This is a genomic window from Mesorhizobium sp. WSM4819, assembly GCF_055811215.1.
The window spans coordinates 149,790-170,802 of the sequence record NZ_JBVVQO010000004.1; the positions used below are offsets into that span (position 1 = coordinate 149,790).

At 62.4% G+C, this 21,013-nt stretch carries 20 protein-coding genes; 7 read left to right on the forward strand and 13 right to left on the reverse strand.

Annotated features, from left to right (window positions below):
• Positions 1 to 13 precede the first annotated feature (13 nt).
• The 4 genes from AC0L18_RS06055 to AC0L18_RS06070 all read right to left on the reverse strand — a co-directional run bounded on the left by AC0L18_RS06055 (position 14) and on the right by AC0L18_RS06070 (position 4,636).
• Positions 14 to 817, reverse strand: coding sequence for an ABC transporter permease (locus AC0L18_RS06055; protein ID WP_127268194.1), 804 nt, complete (start codon positions 815 to 817; stop codon positions 14 to 16).
• On the reverse strand, positions 810 to 1,730 hold the full coding sequence (locus AC0L18_RS06060; RefSeq protein ID WP_091594809.1) for an ABC transporter permease: 921 nt from the start codon (positions 1,728 to 1,730) through the stop codon (positions 810 to 812). Before AC0L18_RS06060 ends, AC0L18_RS06055 begins: the two co-directional genes overlap by 8 nt.
• Positions 1,730 to 2,824, reverse strand: a complete 1,095-nt coding sequence (locus AC0L18_RS06065; RefSeq protein WP_287240468.1) for an ABC transporter ATP-binding protein — start codon at positions 2,822 to 2,824, stop codon at positions 1,730 to 1,732. The genes AC0L18_RS06060 and AC0L18_RS06065 overlap by 1 nt, the downstream gene beginning before the upstream one ends.
• A gap of 144 nt (positions 2,825 to 2,968) precedes the next feature.
• The gene (locus AC0L18_RS06070; protein WP_473491053.1) at positions 2,969 to 4,636 is read right to left on the reverse strand and encodes an amidohydrolase; all 1,668 of its coding nucleotides are present in this window, start codon (positions 4,634 to 4,636) and stop codon (positions 2,969 to 2,971) included.
• A 141-nt stretch (positions 4,637 to 4,777) separates the two neighbouring features.
• Between AC0L18_RS06070 and AC0L18_RS06075 the strand changes: the two genes are divergently transcribed.
• Entirely contained in the window at positions 4,778 to 5,809 is a 1,032-nt protein-coding gene (locus tag AC0L18_RS06075; protein ID WP_473491054.1) for a histone deacetylase family protein, read from the forward strand.
• Positions 5,810 to 5,962: 153 nt separating this feature from the next.
• On the opposite strand, the gene AC0L18_RS06080 is transcribed toward AC0L18_RS06075, so the two are convergent.
• The 4 genes from AC0L18_RS06080 to AC0L18_RS06095 are packed head-to-tail and all read right to left on the reverse strand — an operon-like array spanning position 5,963 to position 8,003.
• A complete protein-coding gene (locus AC0L18_RS06080) occupies positions 5,963 to 6,511 on the reverse strand; it encodes a dihydrofolate reductase family protein (RefSeq protein WP_473491056.1) in 549 nt (182 codons plus the stop codon).
• Positions 6,512 to 6,551: 40 nt separating this feature from the next.
• Positions 6,552 to 6,683, reverse strand: coding sequence for a hypothetical protein (locus AC0L18_RS06085; RefSeq protein ID WP_473491057.1), 132 nt, complete (start codon positions 6,681 to 6,683; stop codon positions 6,552 to 6,554).
• A 55-nt stretch (positions 6,684 to 6,738) separates the two neighbouring features.
• Positions 6,739 to 7,665 carry an SRPBCC family protein gene (locus tag AC0L18_RS06090; protein WP_473491058.1) on the reverse strand — a complete coding sequence of 309 codons (927 nt, stop codon included), beginning with the start codon at positions 7,663 to 7,665 and terminating at the stop codon, positions 6,739 to 6,741.
• Positions 7,662 to 8,003, reverse strand: a complete 342-nt coding sequence (locus tag AC0L18_RS06095; RefSeq protein WP_473491059.1) for an ArsR/SmtB family transcription factor — start codon at positions 8,001 to 8,003, stop codon at positions 7,662 to 7,664. The genes AC0L18_RS06090 and AC0L18_RS06095 overlap by 4 nt, the downstream gene beginning before the upstream one ends.
• A gap of 284 nt (positions 8,004 to 8,287) precedes the next feature.
• Here AC0L18_RS06095 and AC0L18_RS06100 point away from each other — a divergent pair, with 284 nt between their 5' ends.
• Positions 8,288 to 9,931, forward strand: coding sequence for an MFS transporter (locus AC0L18_RS06100; RefSeq protein ID WP_473491061.1), 1,644 nt, complete (start codon positions 8,288 to 8,290; stop codon positions 9,929 to 9,931).
• 101 nt (positions 9,932 to 10,032) lie between these two features.
• Here the strand turns inward: AC0L18_RS06100 and AC0L18_RS06105 are convergent, their stop codons facing one another.
• Entirely contained in the window at positions 10,033 to 11,034 is a 1,002-nt protein-coding gene (locus AC0L18_RS06105) for an NADP-dependent oxidoreductase (protein WP_473491063.1), read from the reverse strand.
• A gap of 126 nt (positions 11,035 to 11,160) precedes the next feature.
• Here AC0L18_RS06105 and AC0L18_RS06110 point away from each other — a divergent pair, with 126 nt between their 5' ends.
• Entirely contained in the window at positions 11,161 to 11,763 is a 603-nt protein-coding gene (locus tag AC0L18_RS06110) for a TetR/AcrR family transcriptional regulator (protein ID WP_473491064.1), read from the forward strand.
• On the forward strand, positions 11,760 to 12,626 hold the full coding sequence (locus tag AC0L18_RS06115; RefSeq protein ID WP_473491066.1) for an alpha/beta fold hydrolase: 867 nt from the start codon (positions 11,760 to 11,762) through the stop codon (positions 12,624 to 12,626). Before AC0L18_RS06110 ends, AC0L18_RS06115 begins: the two co-directional genes overlap by 4 nt.
• 115 nt (positions 12,627 to 12,741) lie before the next feature.
• Here the strand turns inward: AC0L18_RS06115 and AC0L18_RS06120 are convergent, their stop codons facing one another.
• The gene (locus AC0L18_RS06120) at positions 12,742 to 14,163 is read right to left on the reverse strand and encodes a coiled-coil domain-containing protein (RefSeq protein WP_473491165.1); all 1,422 of its coding nucleotides are present in this window, start codon (positions 14,161 to 14,163) and stop codon (positions 12,742 to 12,744) included.
• A gap of 270 nt (positions 14,164 to 14,433) precedes the next feature.
• The gene (locus tag AC0L18_RS06125) at positions 14,434 to 15,546 is read right to left on the reverse strand and encodes a TauD/TfdA family dioxygenase (RefSeq protein ID WP_473491068.1); all 1,113 of its coding nucleotides are present in this window, start codon (positions 15,544 to 15,546) and stop codon (positions 14,434 to 14,436) included.
• A 474-nt stretch (positions 15,547 to 16,020) separates the two neighbouring features.
• On the opposite strand from AC0L18_RS06125, the gene AC0L18_RS06130 reads away from it, so the two are divergent.
• Positions 16,021 to 16,305 carry an SCP2 sterol-binding domain-containing protein gene (locus tag AC0L18_RS06130; RefSeq protein WP_023798033.1) on the forward strand — a complete coding sequence of 95 codons (285 nt, stop codon included), beginning with the start codon at positions 16,021 to 16,023 and terminating at the stop codon, positions 16,303 to 16,305.
• 62 nt (positions 16,306 to 16,367) lie between these two features.
• Here AC0L18_RS06130 and AC0L18_RS06135 read toward each other — a convergent pair whose 3' ends face one another.
• Complete coding sequence (locus AC0L18_RS06135) at positions 16,368 to 17,042, reverse strand: GNAT family N-acetyltransferase (protein WP_473491069.1); 675 nt, start codon at positions 17,040 to 17,042, stop codon at positions 16,368 to 16,370.
• A gap of 158 nt (positions 17,043 to 17,200) precedes the next feature.
• Entirely contained in the window at positions 17,201 to 18,334 is a 1,134-nt protein-coding gene (gene odc2 / locus AC0L18_RS06140; protein WP_091594841.1) for an ornithine/lysine decarboxylase, read from the reverse strand.
• Between the two features lie 543 nt (positions 18,335 to 18,877).
• On the opposite strand from odc2, the gene AC0L18_RS06145 reads away from it, so the two are divergent.
• Positions 18,878 to 20,077, forward strand: a complete 1,200-nt coding sequence (locus tag AC0L18_RS06145) for an amidase (RefSeq protein WP_473491070.1) — start codon at positions 18,878 to 18,880, stop codon at positions 20,075 to 20,077.
• A gap of 1 nt (position 20,078) precedes the next feature.
• Complete coding sequence (locus tag AC0L18_RS06150) at positions 20,079 to 20,978, forward strand: LysR family transcriptional regulator (protein WP_473491071.1); 900 nt, start codon at positions 20,079 to 20,081, stop codon at positions 20,976 to 20,978.
• Positions 20,979 to 21,013 lie beyond the last annotated feature (35 nt).

Below are 21,013 nucleotides of genomic sequence, written 5' to 3' on the forward strand. Positions count from 1 at the left end.
TGGCAATCGTTGGTCATGGCTTGCGCCGGTTGACGAAGTAGAACACGGTTACGAGCACCACCGACAGCGCCAGGAATACCGTGGCGATCGCATTGATTTCCGGGCTCGTTTCGCGCCGCAACTGGCCGAGCATGTAGGTGGGCAGCGTATCCTGGCCGCCGGACTTGACGAATTCGGTGATGACCACATCGTCGAGCGAAATGACGAAGGCGAGCATGAAGCCCGCGATGATGGCCGGCCTCAAGAGCGGCAGCGTCACGAAACGGAAGGCTTTCCAGGGCGTGGCGTATAGGTCAGCGGCTGCGCGCTCCAGCGTCAGGTCCATGCTGTCCAGCCGCGCCCGGATCGGCAGGTAAGCGAACGGGATGCAGAAGGCGGTGTGCGCGGCGATCAGGTAACCGAGTCCTGAGTAACCGGTCCAGACCTTGATGCGCGAGAACACGATCAGGAGCGCGACGCCGGTGACTATCTCCGGCACCATCAGCGGCTGGTTGATGAAGGCGTATTTGAAGGTAAGGCCGGGATAGGGCCGCGTGCGGGTCGTGGCCAGCGCAGCCATGGTGGCGGCGATCGTCGACAGCGCGGCGGCCGAGACCGCCAGCACGAGCGAGCGGACGGAGGCGTCCTGCACGGCCGAATTGTGCCAGGCCGAAATAAACCAGCGCAGTGAGACGCCGTCCCAGCGCGAAAGCGAATCCGCCGTGTTGAACGAATAGGTGACGAGCGCCGCGATCGGCAGATAGAGCGCGAAGAAGGTCAGAAGCGCCATGAACCCGAAGCCGGGTTGCGCCTGGATGTCGAACGGACGCTTAGCCATGGGCGCCCTGCGACCCGGATGCGTTGCGCACGTAGAACAGGAGCGCGATCATCACCAGCACCATGAGCGTAATTGAGATGGCCGCGCCAAGCGGCCAGTTACGGCCCGCGCCGAACTGCAGTTCGATCAGGTTGCCGAGCATCATGTTCTTGCCGCCGCCCAGCACCCGCGGAATGACATAGGCGCCAAGCGAGGGAATGAAGACCAGTATCGAGCCGGCTATGACGCCGGGCTTGATCAATGGGAAGATGATGCGGCGCAGAACCTGCCAGCGACCGGCGTAGAGGTCATATCCGGCCTCGACCAGCCGGAAGTCGAGCTTCTCCATCGAGGCGTAGATCGGCAGCACCATCAGAGGCAGGTAGATATAGATCATGCCGAACAAGATGGCGGCGTCGGTATTCATGATCTGCAGCGGTTGCTTGATGATGCCGAGCGCCATCAGCGCCGTGTTGACCAGCCCTTCGTTGCGGATCACCTGCTGCATAGCGAAGGTGCGGATCAGGAGATTCGTCCAGAACGGAATGGTGACGAGGAAAACCCAGACCTCGCGCGTCTTCGGCGGTCGCGTGGCGATGAAATAGGCTGTGGGGAAGCCGAAGAACAACGTCAGCACGGTGGTGTAGAACGACAGGCTTATCGAACGCCAGAAGATCGACAAATGCGCATCGGCGAAGGCCAGAGTGTCGTCGAAGATGTCACGCTGCATCAACACCGACAGCCAGCCGTCGGTAGAAAATTTCCACACCACGTCGCCATAGGGCCCCGGCGTCAGGAAGGAATAGATCACGACGATCAGCAGTGGTCCGCTCGCGGCGAGAAAGATGATGATCAGCGCCGGCGCCGACAGCAGCCAGCGATCGCGGATCTCTCGGCGCTCGGCCTCCTCAGCGACTTGTTCCGCGCTCGCCATCAGTCCCTCAGCACTTGCGCGGCGTCGTTGCCGATCGATATGCCGACCTTGTCGCCCCGCTCGAAACCGCAGCCGGCGCTGCGCGTGTTCTGCTGGCGCACGGTGAAGCTCTCGCTGCTGTCCAGGCGAACATGGATGTGGGTGTCGGTGCCGAAATAGACGATGTTTTCGACCGTGCCCGATAGGTCGCCCTTGCCGCTGGTCAGCTTGGCATGTTCGGGCCTGACCACCACGGTTGCATTGTCCTTCGGCTGGAAGCCTTCAGCCACGGTGGCGTCGATGGTCGCGCCGGATTTGAGCGTTGCGCGTGCCTTGCCGTTGCCCATTCCTGATATGGCCGCCGTCAGGAAATTGGTTTCGCCGATAAAGTCGGCGACGAAACGCTCCGCCGGCTTGTCATAGATATCCCAGGGCGTGCCGACCTGCAGGATCTTGCCCGCCGACATCACCGCGATGCGGTCCGACATGGTCAGCGCTTCTTCCTGGTCGTGAGTGACGAAGATGAAGGTGATGCCGGTCTCGTGCTGCAGCCGCTTCAGCTCGATCTGCATCTCCTTGCGCAGCTTGAAGTCGAGCGCCGACAGCGGCTCGTCGAGCAGCAGCACTTTCGGCTGCGGCGCCAGTGCCCGCGCCAGCGCCACGCGCTGCTGCTGGCCGCCGGAAATCTGGCTGGTGCGGCGGTTGCTCAGCGCCTCCATCTTGACCAGCTTCAGCATCTCGGCGACCCGCGCCTTCACTTCGGCCTTGGGCTTGCCGAGCATTTCGAGGCCGAAGCCGATATTCTCGGCCACCGTCATATGCGGGAACAGCGCATAGTTCTGGAACACGGTATTGACCGGCCGCTTGAACGGCGGCAGCGGCGCGATGTCCTGGCCATGCAGCAGGATCTCGCCGGCACTGGGGAAATCGAAGCCGGCGATCAGCCGCAAAAGCGTCGTCTTCCCGCAGCCGGACGGACCAAGCAGCGTGAAGAATTCATTTTCGCGGATCGACACCGAAACCGTGTCGAGGGCGGCGACCTGTGACTCCCCGCTACCGAAGACCTTGCGGACGCCACGAACTTCAATTGCACTTTTACCCGGTTGTTCCGGCACGATTACCCCATTCTTGTGTCCGCTCTTCTGGCGGATCCAGTTCCCACTCGATTGTCAGCACACGGCGCATGGCTTGGCAAGCACACATCTGAATGTCGATCATACATCTGAACGTCGATTTAGGACGCAATTCCCGTGCCACCGTCAGGCCTGGTAGGTGATCTTGCCGCCGCAGATCGTCGTCACCGGCCGCACCGTATGCAGCGCTTCCGGCGCGGTCGCCTCGATGTCGCCTGAGAGCACCACCAGATCGGCCATAAAGCCTGGCTTCAGGCGGCCCTTGCGGTGCTCCATGAACTCGGCATAGGCGCCTTCCACCGTGTAGCCCGCTAGTGATTCATGCAGCGAAAAGCTCTGGTCGGGATCGCCCTCTGCCCAAGGTTTGCGCAGCACCGCCGCCTGAATGCCCAGGATCGGATCGATCGGCGACACCGGCCAGTCGGAAGCGAAGACGACATGCGTGCCCGCCTGCTTCAGCGTCCGCCAGGCATAGCTCAGCGGCCATCTTTCGCGGCCGATGCGCGAAAGCGTCGGCTCCAGCGGGAAGTCCATGGCGCCGGGCGGGTGCGGCGGCTGCATCGAGGCGATGACGCCAAGCTCTGCGAAGCGCGGTATGTCGGCGGCAGTGACCACCTCGATATGCTCGACCCGGTGCCGGCTGTCGCGCCTGCCGTTCTTCCGCCGCGCCGCCTCATAACCATCGAGGACCGCGCGCACCGCGCAATCGCCGATCGAATGCACGGCGACCTGCAGCCCGCGCCGGTCGGCCTCCCCCGCCACCTCGGCGAGATGCTCCGGCGTAAACAGCGGCTCACCGCGCCAGCCCGGCCGGTCGGCATAGTCGTCGATCATCACCGCGGTCCAGCCTTCCAGCACGCCGTCGTAAAACATCTTGACCATGCCGGACGACAGCCATTCCGATTGGTAGGAGTTGGCCATGCTCGATGCCTTTTCCAGCCTGTCGAGCGTCATGAAGTTCTTGAAATGAAAAGGTATCTTGGTGCGGCAGAGCAGTCGCCCTTCCTGTTCCAGCCCGGCTAGCAGCTCTAGCTGGTAAAGATTGCCGTCCATGTTCTGGATCGAGGTGATGCCGTGGCGGGCGCACCATTCCAACCCGCGATGCATCAGGTCACGATCGGCCGCGACTTCGGCGGCGGAAGGGTACGGCTCGGGCTCTCCGCCTGTCGCAATGCCGAGCCGCACTCGGTTCTGCCCCGAAAGCTCGAGGATTGGCCCGAACGCCTCCCCCTCGCGCAATTCGCCCGCCGCCAGGCCATCCGCTCCCATGACGATCTCGTTGCCGGGACCGAGTTGCTTGCCGTGCAGGACGCCAGCCAGCTCCAGCGCCTTGGTGTTGGCCCACATCGTGTGATGATCGGAAGCCGACATGGCGAACGGCCGGTCGGCGATGATGCGGTCGAGATGATGGCGGGTGACCGGCTCTTCCTTGGAAAGGATGGTGTAGTCGACGCCGGCCCCAAGCAGCAATTTGGCGTTCGGCCGTGCCGCCGCATAGGCGCGGATCGCGTCGCTCAGTGCATCGAAGCCATGCACGCCCTGAAGGTGCAGATTGTCGAGTTCGGCCGCGCCGCCGAAAAGATGCATATGCGCTTCGATAAAGCCCGGCACCATCGACCCGCCTTGCGCATCGATAATCTTCGTGGCCGGCCCTTTCAGCACCTCAATCGTCCGGCGATCCCCAACCGCGAGGATGTTGCCGTCCTTTATCGCCACCGCCTCGGCCGTCGGATTGCCTTCGTCCATGGTCAGCACACGGGCATTCATGACGATCAGGTCGGCATTTGAACTCATGATTACCCGCGGTTCGGTTGCGCTACCGACAGGCTAGACGAGTAGCTGCCGTGCCAGCAAGCCATGGCTGGTTGGCCCAGCGCCTTGTGAAAGGCAGTGCAAGACGGCTAGGGTCGCCGCATCTCACCACGGAACAATTTCATGAAGACTGTCTTTTCGCCCCTCCATGCCGGCCATTCCGGCAATGTCGAATTGATCGCCGGCGCCATCGTGCCGGCCTTTGAGAAGCCCTCGCGCGCCGAGTTCATCAAGGCGAGGGTGGAGAGCGAAAAACTCGGCCCCGTGTTGCCGCCCCAGAGTCATGACCTCGCAGCCGCCAAGCAGGTGCATACCAGCGACTACATCGATTTCCTGCCGACCGTATGGCCGCTCTGGGAAGCGTCGGGACGGACTGGCACGGCCCTCCCCTTCACCTGGCCGACGCGCGGCCTGCGCGGCGATGTGCGCCCCCAGACCATCGATGCGCTGCTTGGCTTTTACTCCTTCGACGGCGGCGCCGGCTTCGTCAAAGGCACCTGGGAGGCGATCAAGTCGTCCTACGATGTGGCGCTGACCGCAGCCGCCCTGGTCAAGGGCGGCGAGAGATCAGCCTTCGCGCTCTGCCGCCCGCCCGGCCATCACGCCGGCGCTGCCTTCATGGGCGGCTATTGCTACATCAACAACGCCGCGGTTGCCGCGCAATGGTTCCGCGACCAGGGCGCCAGGCGTGTCTCGATCCTCGATGTCGATTACCATCACGGCAACGGCACGCAGGAGATCTTCTACAGCCGCGGCGACGTGCAGGTGCTGAACCTGCATGGCGACCCGATGACCGAATATCCGTTCTTCCTTGGCCATGCCGACGAGCGCGGCGCCGGCGCCGGCGAAGGCTTCAATGTCAACTACCCCATGCCGTTCGGCACCACATGGGATGCCTGGAATGCTTCGCTGGAGGACGCCTGCGCAAAACTTGCAGCTTACGCCCCCGAGATCGTTGTCGTCTCGCTCGGCGTCGACACGTTCGAGAAGGACCCGATCAGCAGGTTCAAGCTGAAAAGCGCCGACTATCCCAGGATTGGCCGTCGCATCGCCAAGCTCGGCCTGCCGACGCTGTTCGTCATGGAAGGCGGCTACGCCGTCGAGGAAATCGGCATCAATGCGGTCGGCGTGCTGACCGGATTCGAAGATCGGTAATGCATGTCGCCCAAAGGGCTGCCCAGGCGTTAGACCCGAGAGAGCGCAGCGGTGATGGCAGCTACGCCACTTGGCCGCCGATCCTCTGGAACGCGTCGCTTCCCGGGCCCTCCCAATTCGACAAGTGGTTGACGGGAAACAGCGGATCGATCGTCATTGTCTGCTCTCCGGCGCGTAATGGAGGATGACAACACCTGACTTGAGCGTCCTCGTCTCGAGATGCTTCAGGCGTATCCGGTTCGGGCCGCCCTTGAAGAGCGGCGTGCCTCTCCCGAGAATAACGGGGTTGATCCCGAGGTGATACTCGTCGATCAGGCCGTGCTCCATCAGGGTCGCCGTGAGGTCGGCGCTGCCGAACACGAAGATGTCTCCGCCGTCCCTGGTCTTCAGCTTGGAGACTTCTTCCGCGACATTGCCGTTGAAGAGCTTCGTGTTGTTCCAGTCGGCGCTTTTCAGCGTGCGCGAGAAGACCAACTTCTCGATCTTGTTCATGAAATCCGCGATCCAGCCTTGCTCGGACGGCCAATAGGCCGCCATGAGCTCGTAGGTCACCCGGCCGAAGATCAGCGTGTCGGCCTTTTCCTGGGTCTCACGAATGTAGTCCTCGAGTTCTTCTTCGAAGACGAACCAGCTGATGTCCCTGTCCGGACCTTCGAAGAAGCCGTCGACACTCACCATGTCCCATATGATCAGCTTTCTCATAGAACCCTCCTCTTCGTGTATCCCTTTGTGAATTCTCGGCCTATCGCGTGAAGCGGAAGCGCATGTTGGTGATCTGCCCCGCTTTCGAGAGCTCGGTCTTCTCCAGCCTGATCGGCACCATGCCGTTCTGACTGAAGCGGCGGATGCCGTCGCCATTGAGGACGGGCGACATGGAGGAGGACCTCGTCGACAAGCCCTGATTCGGGCCGACGGGAAATCGCAGCATTTCAGCGGGATGCGACGAAGCGTTCCAGTTTGCCCAAAGTTTGCAGTCCCAGTTCCACGGCACCGAAGCCCTTCGCCTCCTGGAACTCGGCAGCCGTGCTGAATACCATGCCCAGCGTTACCTTCGTGGCCCCGTCCTGATCCTCGAACGAGGCCCAGGCGTCGGCATGTTTCGGCCCGTTCTCGCCCCAATGCAGCGTATAGCCGATCCTCTCCTCTGGCCGGACCTCGTTATAGAGATGGTGGTTCGGGAAAACCGTGCCGTCAGACGCGATCATGTCGAATACCCACTCGCCGCCCGCTCGCAAGTCGATCCTCTTCGTTCGACAGGAGAAGCCTTCCGGCCCCCACCATTGCGGCAGCGTTTCAGGGTTCATCCACGCGCCCCAGACGATGGACCGCGGCGCCTGAATCACCCGCTGCAGCACCATGGTTCGTTCGGCCGCGCCCGCGAGGTTGTCCAGGCCGGCACCGAAGCCCGCCCGGTAACCTGCTTCCATGTCCTGCGCCAGCGAGGAAAGTTGCACCGTCACGACCAGCCGGCTGCGCTCGTGCGTGCCTGAGAGATCTGCCGTCACCAGCGCTGCTGATTGCGTCACGCCTTCGCACGAGACCACCTCGTAGTTCACGCTGCACAGCGCTGGCTGCAACACCAGCCAGCCGCACTCGCAGCGGATGTCCGGCTGGCCCTCTGCCTTGCAGAGCGAGATCTCGCGACCACCCACCCTGGTGTCGGCCTCCAAAAACTCCACGGTGACCGAGGGCGATGGCGCAGCCCAGATCGCCCGCGCGGCTGGGGCCGTCCAAGCCTCCCACAGCACGGCCAATGGCGCGGCCACGTCCCGTTCGAAGGTCAGCGTCGCAAAACCGCCTTTCCTGTCATCAGGCATGGTAGGGGTCGCACTGTTTGTAGCGAGGTTCTGTGTCATTCTGCGCGTTCCTTCATCACATTCATCACAAATGCGTCCAACCGGTCGAGCCGGGCCTCCCAGATGGCCCGCTGTTCATTGAGCCATGTTCGCGCTGGATCCAGAGCCTCGGGTACGATGGCGCAGGTGCGTATGCGCCCGTCCTTGGACGTGGTGATCAACCCTGCCTCCTCCAGCACGGAAAGGTGCCGCATCACCGTGGGCAGCCGCAGTCCCGTGGGCCCAGCCAGATCCGTTACCCGCGCAGGTGTTTCGGCGAGCCGGGTCAGGATCGACCGGCGGGTCGGATCAGCGAGCGCGTGGAAGAGCAGCGAGAGATCAAGATCATGCTTAGCCATATCGCTAACTATCGCCCAATTTGCCGGTGGCGCAAGCGAAAACTTCGTCAAGTCGCTAAGTATTTTTTGCCCAATGCGCCGATTTCTGGAAGCAGGCGGCCGAAGCGCCTCACGCCGCCTGCAAGAATGGCCGCTGACCTGTTGCAGCCACGGCTATCTTGTTGTTGGACCATGATCTTCTTTGAAAAGGCGTTCGCCCTTTGCGAGGTCTTGCTCTACTTCTAGGGACGGCATGAGGGCACCGATTCTGGAAGAACGCAGCATTTGAAGTCGGGGAAGCATCCATGATCGACGACGAGCCGGACAGCGAACGCGTCTCGGCGCTGGCGCCGTTCCGACACGGCATTTTCCGCGCCGTATGGTCCGCCAGTCTGGTTTCGAATTTCGGTGGCTTGATCCAGGGCGTCGGCGCCGCCTGGATGATGACCACGATCGCCACCTCGTCCTATCAGGTTGCGCTGGTCCAGGCTTCGACCACCTTGCCGATCATGCTGTTTGCGCTCGTTGCCGGGGCCATCGCCGACAGCTTCAACCGGCGCAAGGTCATGCTGATTGCCCAGATCTTCATGTTGGTCGTCTCGGTTCTGCTGACCGTGTTCACCTATCTTGGCTTGATGACGCCGTGGACGCTGCTCGCCTTCGCCTTCCTGATCAACAGCGGCACGGCGCTTTACAACCCGTCATGGCAAGCTTCTGTCGGCGACATGGTGCCGCGCGCCAAGCTGCCGGCTGCCGTCGCGCTCAATTCGTTGGGCTTCAACCTAACGCGCAGCGTCGGCCCGGCGATCGGCGGCATCATCGTCGCCGCCGCAGGTACCGCAGCGGCCTTTGCCGCCAACGCATTGAGCTATGTCGGGCTGATCATCGTGCTGGCCCGCTGGAAGCCGGAATTGCCGGCCTCGACACTGCCGCGCGAGACGCTGGGCGCGGCGATGGGTGCTGGCCTGCGCTACGTCGCCATGTCGCCCAATATCGGCAAGGTGCTGGTAAGGGGTGCGGCCTTCGGCTTCAGCGCCGGCGCGGTTCTGGCGCTGCTGCCGCTGGTGGCGCGCGATGTCGTCAAGGGCGATGCCTTGACCTACGGCATCATGCTCGGTGCTTTCGGCATCGGCGCCGTCGGCGGCGCACTGATCAGCGTCCGGCTGAGGCAGATGCTGTCGAGCGAGGCGATGGTGCGCATGGCATTCGCGGGCTTTGCGCTCTGCGCCTTCAATGCCGCCGTCAGCGACCAGGCCTGGCAAACGTCGCTCGGGCTGCTCATCGGCGGCGCCTGCTGGGTGGTCGCGCTGGCGCATTTCAACGTCACGGTGCAGATGTCGACGCCGCGCTGGGTGGTCGGCCGGGTGCTCTCGGTCTATCAGACGGCGACTTTCGGCGGCATCGCCCTCGGCAGCTGGATTTGGGGCGTCGTCGCTGATTCGCATGGCGCCGAGTTCGCGCTGATCGCGGCCGCCGTCGCGATGCTGGCGGGCGGCGCGATCGGCCTCTTGCTGCCTTTGCCGCAGCAGGCGGTGCTCAACCTCGATCCGCTGAACCGTTTCAAGGAGCCGCACCTTGCACTCGACCTGAAACTGCGCAGCGGGCCGATCGCCATCATGATTGAGTACATTATCCGCGAGGAGGACGTGCCGGAATTCCTGGCCACCATGGCCGAACGCGGCCGCATCCGCCGCCGTGACGGCGCCCGCAACTGGACGCTGGCGCGCGATCTCGAAAATCCCGCAATATGGATCGAGCACTATCACACGCCGACATGGCTTGAATACATCCGCCACAACAAGCGGGCCACCCATGCCGACGCCGTTGTCGGCGAGCGCGTGCGGGCGCTGCACAGCGGCGACGAGCCGCCGCGCGTCCGCCGCATGATCGAGCGTCCGACAACCGCCGGCACGACAATCGTCATGCCGAAAGGACCGATCGAGCATTAGGTTGACGTAGGGCTGTGGAAGAAGCACGCGCAAGCTCATTCGCTGGGCCCGCATTGCGCCCAGAAGCGGACGTTGTCGCCTGAAGCATTGCAAATGCTATTTCATTTCACCTTAATGACAACCTTGCCCTTGGCCCGGCCCTGTTCAATGTATGCCAATGCCTCGTTTGTCTGCTCAAGCGGAAAGACACGATCTACGACCGGGCGGATGACGCCCGTTTCGATGAGCGACGTTATCTTTGTCAACTGCTCGCCATTGGCCGCCATGAACAGGAACGAGTATCGGACACCTGCGCGTTTCGCCCGCCTCCTGATGCCTGCGCTCAAAACGCGCATGACCAGGTTCAGCACCCAGTTCAGCCCTTTCTCCCTGGCAAACCCAGGATCGGGCGGACCGGAGATCGAAACGGCGACGCCACCTGGCTTCAACACACGCAGGGACTTTTCGAGGATCTTGTTGTCTTGGCTGTTCAGGACGACATCGTAGCCCGAAAGGACTTTCTCGAAGTCATCCTTCTTGTAGTCGACAATGACATCGGCGCCCAGCTTCCTGACCATATCCGTGTTCGAGGAGCTTGTTGTCGTGGCGACCGTCGCGCCGAGGTGCTTTGCCAATTGGATGGCGAATGTCCCCACTCCACCGGAGCCGGCCTGAATGAAGACCTTCTGTCCTTTCTTCAGCTTCGCTTTTTCAACCAGCGCCTGCCAGGCGGTTAGACCCACCAGGGGAATGGACGCAGCCTCTTCCATGCTGAGGTTTTTTGGCTTCAGGGCCACGTCGGCATCATTAATGGCGATGTATTCAGCGAACGCTCCGATTTGACCGTCGCGCGCTCGCGCATAGACCTCGTCGCCCGGTTTGAATTGTCGGACTTTCGCGCCGACGCGAATGACCGTTCCGGCCACGTCATGGCCTGCGACGAAAGGCCGGCGGTAGGGCAGGATGAGCTTGAATTCTCCGTCCCTGATCTTGGAGTCCAGCAGATTGACGCTGGCGGCATGGATCTGCACCAGCACGTCATTCTGCCCTGCTTCCGGCTCTGGAACCTCTCCAAGCCGGAGGCGAGCTTTCTTTGCATATCGATCGACGAAGAAGGCCTTCATTGCAGCTTTCCTAAATTGAGGAGACCAGGAGCGCCCGATCGACATCTCCGGTGCCTCGCCCTATTGCATTATGGTCAATTAATGATAATATGGTCGTAATGCAATAGCTGATCGAAGGAGAAAAACATGCGCTACGAGAAAGGCCGGAGGGAAGCATCGCGGCAGCGGATCATGGATGTGGCGACCGAACGGTTTCGCTCCGACGGCATCGCTGCATCAGGTATCGCCGGCATCATGGGCGAGGCGGGACTGACCAATGGAGCTTTCTATCCGCATTTTCCATCCAAGGCGGCGCTCGTGCGTGAGAGCGTGGCGGCGGCCCTGGAGGTTCAGGCGACCCAGATTCAGGAGGCGGTGGCTGCCGGTGGCCTGCCAATGGCCATCGACGCGTATCTGTCGGCGGAACACCGAGACAATCCAGGCCACGGTTGCGCTTCAGCCGCGCTGTTGCCCGAAATTGCGCGTGAGCCGGTCGAGACGCGCCAGGTTTACGCCGAGCACCTGCTCAAGCTCGTACGCCCGGTGGCGGCCGAACTGACACCCGACGCCCGCGACCCCGAAGATGTCGCGTTCGGCGTCTTCGCGACCCTGATCGGCACGCTTGAGTTATCGCGCGCGGTGAACGGGACCGAACTGTCCGATCGCATCCTTGCGGCTGGCGCGGCAGCGGCGAAGGCGCTGCTCCAGCCCCGCGACAGCGACAAGCCAGAAGAAAGGAAACCATCATGAACGTGCATCATCTGTCGCGACCTGCCGCGATCGTCAAACACAGGGACGTGCCGACAAAAACGGTCGACCTCGGCGGTACGAAATTCGCCTACCGGGAGCTCGGGCCCACAACCGGGGTACCGGTGATCTTCCTTACTCATCTGAGTGCGGTACTCGACAATTGGGATCCCCGGGTCGTCGATGGCATTGCCGCAAAACGGCACGTTATCACCTTCGATAACCGTGGTGTTGGCGCATCAGGCGGGTCCACTCCCAACACGGTGGAGGCGATGGCCCGCGACGCGATCGCCTTCATCCGGGCCCTCGGCTTCGAGCAGGTCGATCTGCTCGGCCTGTCTCTTGGCGGCTTCATCGCCCAGGCGATTGTTCAGCTGGAGCCTAATCTGGTTCGCAAGATCATCCTCGCGGGAACCGGCCCAGCCGGGGGTACCGGCATCGACAGGGTGACATCAGTCACCATCTTCGACATGATCCGCGCCGCGCTGACCATCAGGGACCCAAAGAACTACCTCTTCTTCACCCAAAGCCCCAACGGTAAGAAGGCGGCGCGCGAGTTTCTGCAGCGCTTGAAGGAACGGACCGATGACCGCGACAAGCCCATCGCCCTCGGCGCTTTCAGCCAGCAGCTCAAGGCAGTCCGTGCCTTTGGCCTTGAGCGCCCTGCCGACCTATCGCGTGTCCGCCACCCGGTGCTCGTGGTGAATGGCGATCACGACAGAATGGTGCCCACCAGCAATTCCGTCGACCTGGCACGACGCTTCCCCAATGCCGAGCTGGTCCTGTATGAGGACGGCGGGCATACGGCCATTTTCCAGTATCACCGCGCCTTCGTGGAAAAGGCCCTGGACTTCCTCGATGCCTGATCAGGCCGTGCCGGTGCGTCCGTTTGGTGAGCAAATGATCTTTCGATCCATGCGCTAACCTGACGGGCAATACCGCCGTAAGGCAAACAACATTGCGACGTGTCGACGCCGCGGCTCAGGATGCGGCGCGCAGGCTCGTACGGACGCGCCGCCTGCTTGTGGCGCGGGACTTCTCCGCCACGACACCGGTGATCTCGACCACGCCGTTCTCATGCGGTTTGGCGTTTGTGACCTTGTGGAGACGCTCATAGGGCAACAGTTCCTTGACCCGGGCGTCGAGCACCGCGACTTCGGCTCGCAGGTCCTCGCATTCCTGCCTCTGGACATCGAGCTGTATCTGTTCGGATGCCTGTTGCAGGGAAAGCTGCGAAAAATTCGCGCTCACGGTCGAGAGGTGCATCTTGTCGTTTTCGTTCTCCTTTCTGAGAACCGACAACCTTTCCTCCGCAATTTGCTTTTCGGCGACAGCGTCGCTCCATTGAGCCTTGAGATTGGCGATCTCACTCGCGGCTTGATTGTTCTCGTTCGAGGCGACTTCAAATCGTGACTGGAGGTTGCGAATTTCAGAACGCAGGCCGCCGATCTCAGCGAAACTACGCGCACGCTCGGCTTCCCTGTCACCTTCCATGATACGGGCCGCTTCGGTCATTTCCGACAGCTTCGCTTGCGCGATATCGAGCGATTTCTGCAGCCGCATCTCCTCTTGTTCGCTCTTGCCGAGCGCAGACAGCAGTTCCGAAAGTCGCGCCGCGTCACTGGCATGAGTCGTCGAGAGCTCGTCCAGCCGGTGCCGCGCCTCAGCTTCCCGCTTCAGCGCCTTGTCGAAGTCGATCGACAGGCTGACATGCTTTTCCCGCAATATCTCGTTCTCGCGCGCGCATCGGTTGGCCTCGGCCGTTCTGGCCGAAAGCGTTTTGACGAGGTCGCCGAACTCCGCTTCGCGCTCTGCGCTCGCATTGCCTGCCACGACGAGTTCCAGCTTTGCTGCAGCAAGGGCACTGCGAAGTGCCTCCTTGTCCTCGGCCAGGCTTATCTCGCGCTGCTGCAGGGCCTCGACGGCGCTTTCGCGCTCGCGCTGCTTTCTGGTCGCATCGTGGAACTGCTCCGATAGCACTCTTTGCTGCGTGGTCAGGCTGCCATTTGCCAGTTCCAGTTCGTTGGCGCGAAGAATGTCCCCGTGAAGCAGCTTCAGGAATTCGCCTGTCAGGTGATGCGAGGTCGCGATCTCCGACAGTTTCGTGTTGATCTCCTGCAGATACTCGCGCGCATCGTCAAACAGCCCCTCAACGGCATCTAGCGCAGCCAGGCGGGTTTGTGTGTGGGAGGTCAGCCGCCGTGCGATCTCGGGAGCGTCGGCATCGTCCTCGGGCTGAGAGTTGTCATTCCTTGCCGCGAGATTCTCATCCGGAACGTTGTCCAACGGCGATTGGTCGTCCAGGTTGAGACACTCATCGAACGCATCCGCCAAATCGGCTTCGAGTTCCTTGAATGCTCTGTCCACCGTCTCGGCACGCTTGATCAGACTTCTGATTTTCATGACTGAACATCCCCTACTGTAACGCCATCTGGGGTCTCGATCCTCGCCTCCCGGACACGGGTTACCCCTCCCCCTGATCGCGCGGTGGCGCATGAGGCGAGCCCACGCTAGGGACAGGCTTGGCCACTGTCCTCGTCTGTTTGAATGATGCAAACCTTGGAACTGCCCTGATTGCCGCCGGCTTTCGGGCAAACAACCACCGTCGGAACGTCCGCCGGAGGCCTTGCACCGACAGCAACTGACCGTACGTCAGCGATCATCGTCGTGCCGCTATCGGGAGAGGACGCGAATGCGGCTCTGAAACTCACCCCGATCGACATAGCATCCCCGCAGATGTCTCAGCCCCGTATTTGGGTTGAACGATTGGCGGCCGTGAAGCACCCGGCGATTATCGAAGACCGCCATTTCGCCGGCCTTGAGGCGGTAGGCTATTTGAAAACGCGAGCTGCGGATCATCATCATCAGCTTGCGATAAGCCGCATAGAAGGGGGTGCATATCTCGGAGGGAAGGTCGATGACATCGACAAGATGGGCGTTGAACCGCAACTCTGTCACGTCTCCATTGCGTCGAGTTACGATCACAGGAAACCGACCGCGCAGATCGTAGTTTTCGTCGTGAAAACGATAGGGGATATCGACCTCGCACAAGAGACGGTATGCTTGCGGATCTTCCGCCTGTAATGCGGCCACAACCGCAAACCCGTCGGCAAAGACCGATCCACCGCCCTCAGCTTCATTCGCGATACAATGCAGGAATTGATAGCCGGGCGGCACCTCCTGGTTCGCGAGATCGGTGTGTAACGGCAAGGCGACAGGGGTGTAGGCCAAGTTGTTCGGGTTCGGCATCGACACGACTTCGAACATAGTGCCGAAATTTGTCTGGCGCAGGAAACCTACCCGCTCGGCCGCACGCCGCCCGGCGTCGGGATCATCGCCAAGCCCCTCGACGATGGAGAGCCCGTATGCAGCCGTCGCCCTCAGCCAGGCAAGCAGATCGGCATCGCTTTGAAAAAGGCCCCCGGCAGAGTAGCGCGGTATGGTTTCAAGATCGATCGAGCCGTCCCAGAGTTTCGGAGCGATCTCGGCCGGATCGTCCCGCTTTCTGCCTGGGCGGTAGGATTCAAAGAAATGGCCCGGGATTTCCTCCTCAGCCAGGCCGTTCGGCCAGACAATGCTCACAGCGCCGCGTCTGTCCTGGACGTTGAGGGGTCTGAGCGAGGCGTCAACGCTGGTCAGGTCGAATATTCGTTCTTGGGTCTGTGGGTGAAACGCCGATGGCGCATTATCCTTTAGCCAAAGCCAGGGATAGCAGACTGTTTCGCCTGACGAGAACGTCACGGCAAGCTCGGTCTCCCGGGCTTCCACGGAAAGCATGGTATTCATGATTGTGTCTCTCTGAACACGAAATTAAATCTTCAGATTGGATCGGGCCCGCAAGCCATCAACCCAGAGGTGGTGGCCACCACAAGCTCGGCTTCCCATAACGATGGGATCCGGGATTTCTGTTCGGTTCATCGAGCACTCGATCTCCAGGTGAAACCTGGCTCCAGCTGAAATCTGGTGCACACAGCGATGGTAGCCGTCATTTGCCGGCGGTGTCCAGCTAAATGCAATGGGACCGCCATCCCCCTCTGGGCTGCCCTCGCCGACAACCCAGCTTCACTGCGGCGATAAAACCATCATCATATCGGGAACCGCGTTGACGTATACGTCAACCCGAAGCTATATGCGCCGGCGACCTTGATCGCGAAATGCGCAAGATGGCGACTTCGGCCGGACCGAAGTGCCCCAGACCGAAGTGCCCCAGACCGAAGTGCAATGGGGTGCGACAAACGCAACGAGACGAGGAGAACGGCCATGGGCGTTCAGGAAATTGCCGACAAGATCAGCGCGCGCGTGGCGAGTGCCGGGTTCGATCGTTCCGTGAAATTCGACACCGGAGGCGACGGCGTCATCGTCATCGACGGCGCTGCTGTATCGACCACCGACGCGCCGGCCGACTGCACGATAAAGCTCTCGCTCGACGATCTGGAATCGCTGATATCAGGCGATCTCAACCCGACCATGGCGTTCATGTCCGGCAAGATAAAGGTCGAAGGCGACATGAGCGTCGCCATGGCGCTGAGCCAGTTGATCGGCTGACCCATTCCAATCCTGGATGGAAACAAGCCGCCGCCCGATGGCAGCGGCTTGTTTCCGATCCGTCAGGCAGCGAGCGACAGCCGCTGTGCCTTCAGCTTGCGCCCGGCCGCCTTCAGCGTGCCCTGTGCGCCGGCGAGCACGCCTTCCACCAGTTCCAGCGCCAGCAGGCGGTGCCGCTCATAAGGTCCCGGCATGGCCAGCGAGCCGGTTTTATCGGCCGAGAACCCGAAGCGCTCGTAATAGGGCGCATCGCCGACCAGCAGGATCGCCGCATGGCCGAGGCGCGCGGCTTCAGCGATTGCATGGCGCATCAGCGCCGAGCCGATGCCGGCATTCTTGATTGTGGGATCGACGGCGAGCGGGCCAAGCAGAAGGGCGGACCTACCGCCCTCGCCCAGCACGACATCCCAGAGCCGCACGGTGCCGGTGACAGCGCCCGACGCGTCACGTGCGACAAAGGCAAGGCCTTCCGAAGGCCGGCGGCCGCGCCGCAGCTTTTCCGACGATTTTCTCCGGCGCTTCGGCCCCATGGCGCGGTCGAGCAAGGCTTCGCGCGCCGGGGCGTCGGCAGCGGTTTCGGCGGTGATGACGAAAGCGCTGGCAATCTCCCCCCTCGAGGCGGAGATGTCGCCGAAGCCGACAGAGGGGGGCGGCACGTCCTGACGCGACACCCTGTCGTGGGCGAAGGACGTCGGCGCTTCACGCGAGACGACCCCCTCTGGCCACTTCGTGGCCATCTCCCCCTCAAGGGGGGAGATTCCGCGCGCGGCGCCCTCAACGATGAAATCCACAATTTCCATTTCCGCGATCCTTCACGAGCGGATTGTTCCACAGGCGAGCCCGGGCGGGCGACAGGCGCCCACCTCGGGGTGATCTGACCGGCTCTTGCGAGCCGTCAGATCACGTAGGATCGGAGAGGCTCGAAGCCGTTGAAGGCGACCGAGGCGTAGGTCGTCGTGTAGGCGCCGGTGCCCTCGATCAGCACCTCGTCGCCGATGGTCAGCGACAGGGGCAGCGGATACGGCGTCTTCTCGTACATCACGTCGGCCGAATCGCAGGTCGGGCCGGCGAGCACGCACGGCGCGGTCTCGGTGCCGTCATGCGCGGTGACGATCGGGTAGCGGATCGCCTCGTCCATCGTCTCGGCGAGACCGCCGAACTTGCCGATGTCGAGGAAGACCCAGCGGACATTGTCGTTGTCGGCCTTCTTCGAGATCAGCACGACTTCCGACTTGATGACGCCGGCATTGCCGACCATGCCGCGGCCCGGTTCGATGATGGTCTCGGGAATCGCGTTGCCGAAATGCTTGCGCAGCGCCGAGAAGATCGCCTGGCCATAGGCCTGTGCCACCGGCACGTCCCTGAGGTAACGGGTCGGGAAACCGCCGCCCATATTGACCATCTTGAGCACAATGCCTTCGTCAGCGAGCGTAGCGAACACCTTTTTGGCGTCGCCGAGCGCGCGGTCCCAGGCGGTCAGGTCGGTCTGCTGCGAGCCGACATGGAACGACACGCCATAGGCGTCCAGCCCGAGCGCCCTCGCGTGGCGCAGCACGTCGACCGCCATCGCCGGCACGCAGCCGAACTTGCGCGACAGCGGCCATTCGGCGCCTTCGCCGTCGGTCAGCACGCGGCAGAACACACGGGCGCCGGGTGCAACGCGGGCGATCTTCTCGACCTCCTCGACGCAGTCCACCGCGAACAGCCGGATGCCGAGTTGATAGGCGCGCTGGATGTCGCGCTCCTTCTTGATGGTGTTGCCGAAGGAGATGCGGTCCGCCGGCGCGCCGGCGTCCATCGCCATCTCGACTTCGGCAACGGAAGCGGTATCGAAGGACGAGCCCATCGCAGCAAGCAGGCGCAGGATTTCCGGCGCCGGATTTGCTTTCACCGCATAGTAGATTTTCGAATCGGGAAGCGCCTTCTCGAAGGCGCGGAAATTGTCGCGCACGACATCGAGATCGACGACGAGGCAAGGGCCGTTCGGACGTCGGGTGGCGAGGAAGTCAAGGATGCGCTGGGTAGCCATCGGGGTCTCTCCATAGCGCCTTTCGGCGCGCACAAAGGCTGCGGACGCGGGTCATCGACCTCGCGAACACGCGGTGGACAAAGGCGGGACGTCAATCCATGGAACCAGCCGGTGGAGACCCCGGAACCATGAAGCGCCGTCTCGCGGCGGTGAACCTTGGCCTTGCCCGGCCTCGGTTCGCTTTGTCTGCCTTGGCTTGGATTGGGAGAACCCGTTCCGCACTGCCGGCAATGAAGGTGTGCCTCTTCAGTAACCCCGGTCTTTGGACGACCGGCAGAACACCAGAAAGGCCCGCACCGTCGTTGCTTCAAGGTGTCCTCGGTCTGGCAGTTGGCCGCTAAACCGACTGGAGGGGTTAGCTCCAGTTACCTTACCGATATCCCTCACCATTTTGAGGATCGGCGGACACCCACAGGCACGTGCGACTTTGGGCAAGCGCGATATAAGGTCGATGGATTTCACAATCAATAAAAATCGTACGCCAGGTTGTAAAATTCCTGGCGTCGAACAATGTTGCAACAACTGTATCCGGATATCGAACGCATGGCAGGCACTCGCGGCCCTCTGAACGCTTTTCTCGACCTCGATGGTATACCTGTATCCAATGCGCAGTCCGGCCCGCTTGCCGGCCTGCGACTGGCCGTCAAGGATATTTACGACGTCGCCGGCTACCGCACCGGCTGCGGCAATCCGCAAAAATACCAGCAGGCTTCACCCGCCCCGGCGACGGCGCCGGCCGTCCAGGCGCTGCTTGATTCGGGCGCGCGCTTCGTCGGCAAGACGCAGACCGACGAACTGGCCTTCTCGCTGATGGGGCTGAACGCGCATTTCCCGTCGCCGGTCAATCCGGCAGCACCTGATCGCGTCACCGGCGGCTCGTCCTCCGGTTCCGCCGCCGCGGTCGCCGGCGGGCTGGCCGACATCGCCGCCGGATCCGATACCGGCGGCTCGATTCGCGCCCCGGCAAGCTTTTGTGGGCTGATCGGCCTGAGGACCACGCATGGCCGCATCTCGCTCGAAGGCGCCATGCCGCTGGCCCCTTCACTTGACACGTTCGGCTGGTTCGCCAGGGACACGGCCACCTATGACAAGGTCGGCGCGGTGCTGCTCGGCGACGATCCGCACACCCACGAATTGCAGCGCCCCCTCGCGCTGGATGCGCTGGACGGGCTCGTGCTCGGCCCGCAGGAAGCCGACGAGTATCGCGCCATGGTCCGCGCTGTCGCATCGGTGCTGGGCGCACCGCGCACCGTTGCCCCGCTGTCGCATTCCACCGACGATATCTATTGGTGCTTCCGCAAGCTGCAGGGGTACGAGGCGTGGCAAAATCATGGTGCCTGGATCGCCGGCGGCGATCGGATGCTCGGCCCCGGCGTCAAGGAGCGCTTCGAGCATGGCGCAGCCATCGACGCGGCAACCGCGCAATTCGAAACGGAACGTCGCGTTTCGTTTCGTCTTGAGCTTGCCGACCTGCTTGGCGAGGACGGCGTCCTTGTGCTGCCGACCGCTCCGGGTGCCGCGCCGCTCAAGGCCGCCTCATTCGACGATTTGCAGACCTATCGCGAACGCGCGCTGAGACTGTTGTGTCTTTCCGGTCTGTCCGGCTTTCCGCAGATCACCCTGCCGCTGGGCCTGGTCGACGGCGCCCCGTTCGGCCTCTCGCTGCTCGGACCCAAAAACAGCGACCGGCAGCTGATGGCGCTTGCCGCGCGCATCCTTTCAGCCCACCAGAGGAGCGCATGACATGGATACGCTGACCCGCATGCGCGCCTTCATCGACGTCGTCGAGGCCGAAGGATTTTCGGCAGCGGCGCGCAAGATCGGCCGCTCCAAGGCGCTGCTGTCGAAATATGTGCGCGAGTTGGAGGATGAGCTCGGCGCGCTGCTGCTCAACCGCACCACCCGGCAGTTCTCACTGACCGAGGCCGGCCACACCTATTACCGCCGCGCCTCGGAAATCGTCCGCGAGGTCGACAGCCTGGCCGATGCGGTGCGCGAATCCTCCGGCGACGTGCGCGGCAGGATCAAGCTGTCGGCGCCGCGCACCTTTGCCGATGCGCCGATCGGCCAATCGCTGATCGACTTCGCCAAGCAGCATCCCGACATCGTGCTCGACATTCATCTCGACGACCGCTTCGTCGATCTGGTCGAGGAAGGTTTCGATCTCGCCGTGCGCATTTCGCGGCTGGAAAGCTCCTCGCTGATCGCCAGGCGCCTGGCGCCGTTCTCGGTGCGGCTGTGCGCATCTCCCGACCTGATCGCCAGGCACGGCATGCCGGCGCGGCCGCAGGACCTTGGCCGCATGCCCTGCATCATCGACACCAATGGCCGCTGGCTGACCAACTGGCCGTTCAAGGGCGACAGCGGCGACACGGTGACCGTTTCGGTCTCGGGTCCGATCGAGGTCAACAGTCCGATGGCGGCAAGGGCCGCCGCGGTGGCGGGATTGGGATTTTCCATCCTGCCGGATTTCATCGCAGCGCCCGATATCGAAAGTGGCCGGCTGGTGACCGCGCTGGATGACCGCATCCTGCCGGGTGGCGGGATTTTCGCCGTCTATCCGCACCGGCGCTATTTGCCTGCGAAAGTTCGCGTCTTTGTCGATTTCCTGGTGCTGTGGTTCAAGACGATTGACTATGCATGAGCTTTTGGCCGCCGGGGGTCCCATTTTCGCCCGCT

Bases quoted from the DNA above. Each gene is read 5' to 3' on its own strand.
- AC0L18_RS06075 (WP_473491054.1), top strand. From the start codon at position 4,778: ATGAAGACTGTCTTTTCGCCCCTCCATGCCGGCCATTCCGGCAATGTC.
- AC0L18_RS06130 (WP_023798033.1), top strand. From the start codon at position 16,021: ATGGGCGTTCAGGAAATTGCCGACAAGATCAGCGCGCGCGTGGCGAGT.
- AC0L18_RS06105 (WP_473491063.1), bottom strand. From the start codon at position 11,034: ATGAAGGCCTTCTTCGTCGATCGATATGCAAAGAAAGCTCGCCTCCGG.
- AC0L18_RS06055 (WP_127268194.1), bottom strand. From the start codon at position 817: ATGGCTAAGCGTCCGTTCGACATCCAGGCGCAACCCGGCTTCGGGTTC.
- AC0L18_RS06060 (WP_091594809.1), bottom strand. From the start codon at position 1,730: ATGGCGAGCGCGGAACAAGTCGCTGAGGAGGCCGAGCGCCGAGAGATC.
- AC0L18_RS06100 (WP_473491061.1), top strand. From the start codon at position 8,288: ATGATCGACGACGAGCCGGACAGCGAACGCGTCTCGGCGCTGGCGCCG.
- AC0L18_RS06115 (WP_473491066.1), top strand. From the start codon at position 11,760: ATGAACGTGCATCATCTGTCGCGACCTGCCGCGATCGTCAAACACAGG.
- AC0L18_RS06120 (WP_473491165.1), bottom strand. From the start codon at position 14,163: ATGAAAATCAGAAGTCTGATCAAGCGTGCCGAGACGGTGGACAGAGCA.
- odc2 (WP_091594841.1), bottom strand. From the start codon at position 18,334: ATGGCTACCCAGCGCATCCTTGACTTCCTCGCCACCCGACGTCCGAAC.
- AC0L18_RS06145 (WP_473491070.1), top strand. From the start codon at position 18,878: ATGGCAGGCACTCGCGGCCCTCTGAACGCTTTTCTCGACCTCGATGGT.
- AC0L18_RS06110 (WP_473491064.1), top strand. From the start codon at position 11,161: ATGCGCTACGAGAAAGGCCGGAGGGAAGCATCGCGGCAGCGGATCATG.
- AC0L18_RS06080 (WP_473491056.1), bottom strand. From the start codon at position 6,511: ATGAGAAAGCTGATCATATGGGACATGGTGAGTGTCGACGGCTTCTTC.
- AC0L18_RS06085 (WP_473491057.1), bottom strand. From the start codon at position 6,683: ATGTCGCCCGTCCTCAATGGCGACGGCATCCGCCGCTTCAGTCAGAAC.
- AC0L18_RS06125 (WP_473491068.1), bottom strand. From the start codon at position 15,546: ATGAATACCATGCTTTCCGTGGAAGCCCGGGAGACCGAGCTTGCCGTG.
- AC0L18_RS06135 (WP_473491069.1), bottom strand. From the start codon at position 17,042: ATGGCCACGAAGTGGCCAGAGGGGGTCGTCTCGCGTGAAGCGCCGACG.
- AC0L18_RS06095 (WP_473491059.1), bottom strand. From the start codon at position 8,003: ATGGCTAAGCATGATCTTGATCTCTCGCTGCTCTTCCACGCGCTCGCT.
- AC0L18_RS06150 (WP_473491071.1), top strand. From the start codon at position 20,079: ATGGATACGCTGACCCGCATGCGCGCCTTCATCGACGTCGTCGAGGCC.
- AC0L18_RS06070 (WP_473491053.1), bottom strand. From the start codon at position 4,636: ATGAGTTCAAATGCCGACCTGATCGTCATGAATGCCCGTGTGCTGACC.
- AC0L18_RS06090 (WP_473491058.1), bottom strand. From the start codon at position 7,665: ATGACACAGAACCTCGCTACAAACAGTGCGACCCCTACCATGCCTGAT.